The organism is Lentilactobacillus sp. TOM.63 (assembly GCF_030361045.1).
Taxonomy (GTDB): domain Bacteria; phylum Bacillota; class Bacilli; order Lactobacillales; family Lactobacillaceae; genus Lentilactobacillus; species Lentilactobacillus dabitei.
Map to the genome: position 1 here is coordinate 38,794 of NZ_JAUCAP010000014.1, position 7,615 is coordinate 46,408.

The following is a 7,615-nucleotide window of genomic DNA, read 5'->3' on the forward strand; positions in this document are numbered from 1 at the left end:
TTAATGATCTCCTTTTTCTTCGTCAATTTTTTCAACAATCTTGTTTTGTTCATCCTTGGTTGTTTTTATCGGTTTATCAAATACTCCAGAAATGTTATCCAAGATATTTAAGATCTTAGGATCTTCAATTTGGTCGCGTTGATAATGCTTACGACGGTCAGTTACTCGACGAATGTATCGTTTACCAATTCGTTGGGTTTGAATAACTAAGTCGCAGTTACCATTAACCACGTTATAGTATTTTTCTTTGAGCGCCGGTATTTCGTGTTCTGTGATTCCTTCACCGGTAGTAACTGCTCGACTAATGTAAACCACATTCATATTCAACTGTTTTAATTCCGTTACCAGCCCAATCAACGCTGCATTAAACATGGCGTAACCTTTTCCATATGGAATATCCGACAAAGCTTTCACATCGTTTTCCATGCAGATCGCTTGCTCCAACATGAATACCACATCTTCAATGACATCAATCACAATGGTTTCATAGGTGTTGTTTTCTGTTTGCAACGCTAAGAGATACTCATCTAACTGGTCAATAATCGATTGAGTTAGCTTCCCTTTCGCATTCCGCTGGTTTCTCAACTGAATTGCTGGTCGAATTCCGGATTCGGAATTGTCATCCGTGTTAAAAATCAATGAATTTGGGAATCGTTCAGCTAAATAACTTTTGCCACTCATGGTTTTTCCAAAAATAAAGAAATTTCGTGGCGTACTTTTAGGTTTGTGTACTTTGTTTTCTGGTAAAATACTCACTTTCTAATCAGTCCTTTCGCTTTAGCTTGGTAGAATACCCAACCACGCTTGTATTTATGAAGTTTGGCATAAGCTTGTAATTCCGCCATGCTGGTTAACTCTGCTGGTTTCTTGTCAGCCACGTTCATAGCAACATTAGATTCCATCATTTGTTTGGCCATTTGTTTAACTTTGGTGTCTACCCGCTCCAATTTGGCATCTTCCACAACTTCAATTTCTTCATCTTTGGTAAGTTGTGCTCCACAGAACGGGCAAGTATCACCCTTACGGTAAAACGTGGCAAAACAGTGTTCACAGACTGTTACACTTGAAACAACTGCGGTCGTTGAATTGGTTTTCTGCTTCTTACTACCTTGAAGTGTCCAGGTTCGATGATCAGTTGGTAATCCAAATCGTTCGACATTGCCAACATGATCGATAATGATCGCGGTTTTACCCTTGCGTGGATTCATCGACCGCATAGCAAACTGTAAATACAACGACAGTGACTGCGTTGGCCGTAACATAATCACACAATCAACATTGGGTAAATCTAGCCCTTCCGTAAATAATTCAGCGTTAGTGATAATCTGAATTTTGCCCTCTCGATAATCCTGAATGATTCGATCTCGCTCATCCTTTGGTGTTTTTCCTGATACCGCCTGGCAACTTATTCCGGCATTATTAAATGCTTCTGCTAATCGCTTGGTGCTTGCCACGTTGTAGGTATAGGCAATTGCTTGCTTACCGTTTGCCAATTTCTGGTAATTTTTAACGGCGTCACCATAAATTTTGGGTTTAATTGCTTTAGCAATACTTTCTTCACTAAATTCACCAGTTCGCTTAGTTTTTAACAATGCGGTGTCAATTTGTTTTGGAGCATAATATTCCATCGGTGCTAAATTGTGATGTTCAATTAACCAGTCAATCGGTTTACCAATAATTAAATCATCAGCAATCTTATCAAAGCTTTCGCCATTCATTCGATAAGGGGTGGCCGTAAATAACAGCTTGTACGCCTTCGGGAATGCAGACAAGATTCGTCGATAAGACTTAGCTAAAGCGTGGTGTCCCTCATCAACAAAAATCACATCTGGAGTAGCTAGTTTATCGACATGCCGAGTAAAAGTTTGCACCATGCCAATTTCAGACAATTTCATATTGACTTGTTGGGCTTTAAAGGTGGTGACTACCTGATCAACGATCTCTTTACGGTGCACAATGAATAAAATCCGTTTGCCATTAGCGGTTGTCCGCCTAGCAATTTCAGCCATGATTACGGTTTTACCCGTTCGTGGTGGTGACTGTACCATAATTGACTTATTGCCATGTTTCATTGATAAAACGATTTGTTGAAGTTCTTCTATTTGGTAATTACGTAGCTTATACATATCGAATAACCATTACACTTTATGATATTGAATTCCGTTGCTCTCCATATAGTTTTTCAACAGTTTCATCTGGGGAATTGTAGCCGTAATCTTTAAAACTACAGTGTGTGAAACAACTTCGCCAGTGTTAGTATCAATCGTTTTACCTTTCTGCTGAACTTGATGTGTTTGTGCTTCCGCTGCTTGGGCTTCCAGAGTCTGCTGTTTTTGTTTATTTAGTTTGACCTGATTATCAATTGCTTGAAGCAAATAATTAACATCTTGGCCTTGCTTCAACTGGTCGATCCAACCAGCTGGATCAATGTGATAAGCTTGAGCATATTTAGTAATAGTACTGATACCGGTTTTTAAATCATCGTGTTGCTTTTTAATGTAACCCATCACATCAGCAATTCCTTCGGTTATTTTCTTCTCGGTGGTGGTTTTATTTAACCAAGTAGGATCAATTTCAACCTCGCCTGGTTCCACATGGTGTTTAGGTGCCATTTCAGCAATCAAAGCATTAACATGCTTCAAACGAAGCTGACGCTGCTGCTCTTTCAATTCTTTTAGCCCAGCGTCAATTGGGTTAATCGAACTATCCAGGGTCATTTCCAAATCTTTAATTTGAGCTGCAAACCGTTGATATGGTTCAGCATATTTTTTTCTAATTTCCTTACGTTTATCATCAAGAGCTTGCTTCAATTTCCGAAGCTCTGCCCGGCTAGACTTTGATTCTTTTTCTGTGGAAGCTGTTACTGCCATTCCTTGATATTTATTGGCATATGCTTTTACAGCTGTTTTTAATTGATCAAAATTATTAATTGTAATCACAGGTAGCTGATAGTCAATCGTGTATTCTGGTAGGGATAATTCATTTGCCATTTATATTTACCTCCATCTTTTAATGTAAATAGTGTCGTTGATCAATTGAATCCTTCATTGACGCTATTTCTTTTCTTTTAGATTTTGTGATTCTGCCACAGATTAATCTAATTGGTTCCGGATAAATCGGGACTCGTTTTTTCTGCTTCTTCATAAAATTCTTGTTGGTCCCAGTTACGACGTAAGTCGGATACTTTATGCTGAGCTTTCGCATAACGTCGGCACGAGAGACACCAGTTTCTAATATTTGGGAATCCATTACACCAACTGCTTTCCAAAATTTAGTCATTATTCCACCTCGTGATGTAAAATATATTCAGATAGTCGTTGCTTTTCTTTATCTAGGACAAAGAAATATGCCAACAAGCTATGATCGTTTTCCACGGGTGTGCGTCCAATAATCATATTCAAACGTTTGATACGGTTCTGTATTGTTAATGTTTTCATTCTGATGACCCTCCAGGTGTTATAATATTAGTAGTTATAGTTGTTAGCTGGTCCACCCATTTGCGGTAGTGGACTATTTAGTGCATATAATTAAGGTGGTGAATTTTTATGGATTTTTACAATTGGTTAATGAGATTTAAAGACGTCAGTCTGCCAATCGGTGATTTGGCCCGAGACGCGAAATCTGATAGATCGTTTCCCAAAGGAAATTTAGATTGGGAAACTTTAGAAAAATATATCAAATCAGTAAATCCCCAAAATCCTGAATTAGAAATTGTTCGCAACGCCTTTAATTACTATCTAGCGGAGAAAAGTCGCTAATTAATAAAATCCAGTAATCATTTGGAAGCTTCATATTTTCTTGGCCATATTTGCCTCGTATTTCAGTATTGGCATAAAGGCCACCATGGAACAGTTGGGCTTCCTTTCTTTTTCTTAATTCACCTATTAATTCAGATGTCGAATACTTTTGCAATTTATTCATCGATATGATTCCTTTCTATTTTTTAGTGACGCCCAGTTGGTATAAAGTATTCAATGACTAGGGCTGCTAAGAACACTAAAACTAGTACTTCCAATGATTCCATTAATCAAACCACTCCTTTTTAATATTTGTAGAATTTTGAATTCAATTCATTAAGGAGGCTAAGTCGTATGATTCCTCAAATCGTCACGATCGATTATTAGATTTGCCAAGAATTTAATGTTTTTACCAATTGAATTCGCTCCAATGATCCTCCAGGAACTGCTGCATTTTGGTAGCTTTAAACAACCAGGGACTACCTTTACTGCCACGATGGACTAAATATCTATCATCCATTAAGGCTTGCATTTCCCGTGAATATTTTGGATTTTCCAAGAAATTTTCTTTTAACCATTGTGGTGATTTGTTCCCACACCATTTACGAAGATCGTTTAAATTCCAAGTCCGTCCAAAGGTTGATTCCCGTTTTAACTTTTGGTAATCTTCCTTATTTATCAATTCAAAATTATCAGGAATTTGAATTGATACTTTAGCACTAATGACTTGAGACATTTTGTCACTTCCTTTAGTTGTATACTTGATTTATCCCAATTAATCGAGGTGATAAATATGGAAAAGTCTTTCGATGATTTTATTTCTAGCTTGTCTGATGAAGATATCTGTAATATAGCCGATATTAATCAAGAACTTGCTAATGTTAGAAATACTTCAGCCGTTGAAAATTTGTTTGGAAATCAAATCGCCGTTTCCTCTTATTTGATTAGTCTCAATTTACTGCGTTACTATCATGAATGGCTGAACGCATAGTACTTATAATATCTTTAGAATTAATTTCAGCTTTACTGTTGACCCCTGTGTTACTTGCGATAACATGGAGGTCTTTTTCTATTGCCCATAAAACGTGGATTAATTGCTTTAATGTTTTAATCATCTTTCTCACTTCCTTTTGATAAGATCTGACGTGGATTAATTAATCGTCGTTTTTGTTGTCTTCAATTTCTACATTCTTCACTCCATAAGCGATAAACTTATTAACTACCGCTGTGACAGTTAATCCAGTTTCGTGCTTAATGTCCATCAACTGGTTATACAAATCAGTGTTAATGCTAATCAATCGTGATACTCGTGGTTCTGGTGCTTTCTTTTCTAAAACTAAACGTGGTTTTGCCATTTTTTATTACTTCCTTCTATTATTTACTGACGTATAATTTAATTAATTCAAAAATTGTGACAAGCGATGAATTTGATGAAAAATACGCTGAATTTTAAACAAGTTTGACGACACGTTTGATGATGAAGAGAACATTGAGCGGATACGTGAAGATGTCAAAAATGGCAATCCCAACGACGACTGGACGAACAAAATGTTTAAATTTATTCAGCAGTATGAGAATGAACGAACTAACAATTTGGTTCGTATAGCTCTGAAAGAATTTTTGATAAAAGATTAAATGCTCTTTTACGCGATTTTTTTGTCATTGGCACGATTTTTTCCTTATTGCACTCCTGTGGCCGTCAAGTTCAATTGATCCATTTTCGCTCATTAATTTTGATCCATTTTACCTATGTTTTGCTCATTAAGAATGAGCCACCTCTGGTTACGCCTGATATGTAACGATTTCAGGCTCTTTTACAACTCTTTGAAAATTGTCTGACGATGGGTAACTCGGTAACTTTCACCAACTAACTCAATTACTTGAGATTTTTGGACCATGCGGTCCAAGATAGCTCCAGTAATTATTTCATCACCAATCACTTCACCCCATTGATCAGGGCTTTTGTTAGACGTGATAATAAACGACGTTTGGCCATATAACTTGTTAACGAAATGAAAAAATAAATTGGCTTCTTGCCGATCTAAAGCCATAAACATCAAATCATCCAGCACGACCAGATCAGCTTTGTAAAGCCGCTTTAACCGAACCTGCGATTGTCGTGAAATAGTCTCAGTTTTTAAGGCCTTAATTAGATCACCCATTGTAATGAAAATGGCGCTGTACCCCTTATTAATGGCTTCCACACACAAACCAATTGATAGGAAGGTTTTACCCACTCCAGTTGGCCCTAAAAGAATTAGATGATAACTTTGATCAACCCAATTTAGAGTTCGCAGTTCATTCATTTGCTTCTGATTTAAGCCGGCTTGGAGGCTTAAATCAAATTCATCCAAAGACCGTTGGTAAGGTAGGGTTGCCCAGTTCAACCGTCGCATTCGGGCCTTCGCTGCTCTGGCTTGTTGCTCATGCCTCATCACCGCTAAAATAAAATCGCTGTAGGTAACTTCATTGCTAGTCGCTTCTTGAATCAATTCTGGCAGAACTTTCCCCGTTGCGCTTAACCGTAATTCTTGCATAATGGCTTGAATCTCCTTAATTTGTGCCATGATGAGCCCCTTTCAGAATCTTCGCGTAAACCTCTAGTGAACGTACTTCCGGCTGAAGGATTTCCAACTTCGCTTGAGTGGCTTCTGCGAGTGGAAGGGTTGCTAACTCATCGCGGACGCGATCAAGATGGGCCTCGTATTCTGGAAGCATCTCCATGGTTGCTTTGAAATCAGTGGCACTGATTAGGTGCTGTTTGAGACAAAATTCCAAGGCCTTATCCAGGGCTTGCTGCGAATAGTCTCCACGCAAACGTAAAATCACCTGAAGCTGATCTCGAATATAACGTGGATATTTTTGATGAAGTTGCTTGGTAAATTGATGGGCTGCCGTTTGATCAGTAAATGATTGGACAACTTGCGCCATCAGTTTTGGAATCCCCACGGATCGATTTCGGCGATCGCTAGATCGTTGAATGAGCTTGCCGCTGGCGGTTGAGATCTGATGCTCTGACAAGATCTCACCGGTTTGCTGATCAATAATCGTTAAATTATCATCGTTAACTTTGAGCACCACCTGACGACCATGCGCATCGTATGATCCAAACGGGACACTGTATCGGTTACTTTGGTACATCACGGTATTATCCTTGCGGATTGTCCGTTCAATTGCCACTTCCTGAGCTGGCTGATAGTTGATAATCGGCTGTAAATGAGGTTGCTCTTCCGCAAAAATAACGGCCGGAACCTGTTTGGTACCATTATGCTGCTTGCCATTGCCGCGACGCTGTAGCCAATCCATTGATTCGTTGTTCCAGGAACGAATATCTTTAAAAATTCGGCCTCGGGCGAAACTGCTCTTAACGAACTTAACCACATTTTCGATTTTTCCCTTAGATTCGGGATCAAACCCACGGCACTCAATTGCTTCAAAGTGTTCGGTCTGACGGAAAGCCTGAAAAGCCTGTGTAAAGATAATATCCCCATTGTTTTCACTGACGACAATGATTCGGTCTTGATCATAAACGATTTGTTTAGGTTTACCACCCAAAAACTTGAAGGTGTTTTGAAGACACCGGATTAGATCATCAGTCACAAATGGTCTTAACTGCCATTCGATATACTTATACCGCGAGTGGGCGAGGACAAACGCATAAAAGTACAATTTGATCCGACTACCGGCGGTAGTCATCTGGGTCGTTTGTCCAAAGTCAACTTGTCCCTGTAATCCCATTGGTAATTCTGGAACCGCTTCATACTGTCGCCGCTTGGTATGCTTATCAATCTTATATTTAACCCGGAGCTGTTTGACGTACCGGCGCACGGTGCTCTCGGCATAATTGCCATAATTCTGTTCTTCTAACCAGTCACATA

General features: G+C 38.8%; 12 protein-coding genes. 1 reads left to right on the forward strand and 11 read right to left on the reverse strand.

Translation table 11 applies throughout. From position 1 onward, the window contains the following. The 5 genes from QUF07_RS04350 to QUF07_RS04370 are packed head-to-tail and all read right to left on the reverse strand — an operon-like array spanning nt 1 to nt 3,437. Nucleotides 1–756 carry an AAA family ATPase gene (locus tag QUF07_RS04350; protein WP_065492960.1) on the reverse strand — a complete coding sequence of 252 codons (756 nt, stop codon included), beginning with the start codon at nt 754–756 and terminating at the stop codon, nt 1–3. Further along, complete coding sequence (locus QUF07_RS04355) at nt 753–2,126, reverse strand: DEAD/DEAH box helicase family protein (protein ID WP_289426870.1); 1,374 nt, start codon at nt 2,124–2,126, stop codon at nt 753–755. The genes QUF07_RS04350 and QUF07_RS04355 overlap by 4 nt, the downstream gene beginning before the upstream one ends. Nucleotides 2,127–2,138: 12 nt before the next feature. Further along, nucleotides 2,139–2,990 carry a DUF1351 domain-containing protein gene (locus QUF07_RS04360; protein ID WP_289426871.1) on the reverse strand — a complete coding sequence of 284 codons (852 nt, stop codon included), beginning with the start codon at nt 2,988–2,990 and terminating at the stop codon, nt 2,139–2,141. Between the two features lie 19 nt (nt 2,991–3,009). Next, on the reverse strand, nt 3,010–3,279 hold the full coding sequence (locus QUF07_RS04365) for a hypothetical protein (RefSeq protein ID WP_289426872.1): 270 nt from the start codon (nt 3,277–3,279) through the stop codon (nt 3,010–3,012). After that, nucleotides 3,279–3,437, reverse strand: coding sequence for a hypothetical protein (locus QUF07_RS04370; RefSeq protein WP_008213905.1), 159 nt, complete (start codon nt 3,435–3,437; stop codon nt 3,279–3,281). Before QUF07_RS04370 ends, QUF07_RS04365 begins: the two co-directional genes overlap by 1 nt. 129 nt (nt 3,438–3,566) lie before the next feature. On the opposite strand from QUF07_RS04370, the gene QUF07_RS04375 reads away from it, so the two are divergent. Further along, complete coding sequence (locus QUF07_RS04375) at nt 3,567–3,758, forward strand: YozE family protein (protein ID WP_235807134.1); 192 nt, start codon at nt 3,567–3,569, stop codon at nt 3,756–3,758. Here the strand turns inward: QUF07_RS04375 and QUF07_RS04380 are convergent. The 6 genes from QUF07_RS04380 to QUF07_RS04405 form a co-directional block, all read right to left on the reverse strand. Then, on the reverse strand, nt 3,727–3,921 hold the full coding sequence (locus QUF07_RS04380) for a hypothetical protein (RefSeq protein WP_081759896.1): 195 nt from the start codon (nt 3,919–3,921) through the stop codon (nt 3,727–3,729). The genes QUF07_RS04375 and QUF07_RS04380 overlap by 32 nt on opposite strands. Before the next feature lie 225 nt (nt 3,922–4,146). After that, entirely contained in the window at nt 4,147–4,473 is a 327-nt protein-coding gene (locus QUF07_RS04385; protein ID WP_008213898.1) for a DUF771 domain-containing protein, read from the reverse strand. A 214-nt stretch (nt 4,474–4,687) separates the two neighbouring features. After that, nucleotides 4,688–4,852, reverse strand: coding sequence for a hypothetical protein (locus tag QUF07_RS04390; RefSeq protein WP_179286852.1), 165 nt, complete (start codon nt 4,850–4,852; stop codon nt 4,688–4,690). Nucleotides 4,853–4,891: 39 nt separating this feature from the next. Further along, nucleotides 4,892–5,092, reverse strand: coding sequence for a hypothetical protein (locus QUF07_RS04395; protein WP_008213892.1), 201 nt, complete (start codon nt 5,090–5,092; stop codon nt 4,892–4,894). Between the two features lie 459 nt (nt 5,093–5,551). Next, entirely contained in the window at nt 5,552–6,304 is a 753-nt protein-coding gene (istB, locus tag QUF07_RS04400) for an IS21-like element helper ATPase IstB (protein WP_217165458.1), read from the reverse strand. Then, the coding region (locus tag QUF07_RS04405; RefSeq protein ID WP_289426873.1) for a Mu transposase domain-containing protein at nt 6,291–7,615 on the reverse strand (1,325 nt) is incomplete at its 5' end. The genes istB and QUF07_RS04405, both read right to left, overlap by 14 nt.

Bases quoted from the DNA above. Each gene is read 5' to 3' on its own strand.
- QUF07_RS04355 (WP_289426870.1), bottom strand. From the start codon at position 2,126: ATGTATAAGCTACGTAATTACCAAATAGAAGAACTTCAACAAATCGTT.
- QUF07_RS04360 (WP_289426871.1), bottom strand. From the start codon at position 2,990: ATGGCAAATGAATTATCCCTACCAGAATACACGATTGACTATCAGCTA.
- QUF07_RS04365 (WP_289426872.1), bottom strand. From the start codon at position 3,279: ATGACTAAATTTTGGAAAGCAGTTGGTGTAATGGATTCCCAAATATTA.
- QUF07_RS04370 (WP_008213905.1), bottom strand. From the start codon at position 3,437: ATGAAAACATTAACAATACAGAACCGTATCAAACGTTTGAATATGATT.
- QUF07_RS04375 (WP_235807134.1), top strand. From the start codon at position 3,567: ATGAGATTTAAAGACGTCAGTCTGCCAATCGGTGATTTGGCCCGAGAC.
- QUF07_RS04380 (WP_081759896.1), bottom strand. From the start codon at position 3,921: ATGAATAAATTGCAAAAGTATTCGACATCTGAATTAATAGGTGAATTA.
- QUF07_RS04385 (WP_008213898.1), bottom strand. From the start codon at position 4,473: ATGTCTCAAGTCATTAGTGCTAAAGTATCAATTCAAATTCCTGATAAT.
- QUF07_RS04390 (WP_179286852.1), bottom strand. From the start codon at position 4,852: ATGATTAAAACATTAAAGCAATTAATCCACGTTTTATGGGCAATAGAA.
- QUF07_RS04395 (WP_008213892.1), bottom strand. From the start codon at position 5,092: ATGGCAAAACCACGTTTAGTTTTAGAAAAGAAAGCACCAGAACCACGA.
- istB (WP_217165458.1), bottom strand. From the start codon at position 6,304: ATGGCACAAATTAAGGAGATTCAAGCCATTATGCAAGAATTACGGTTA.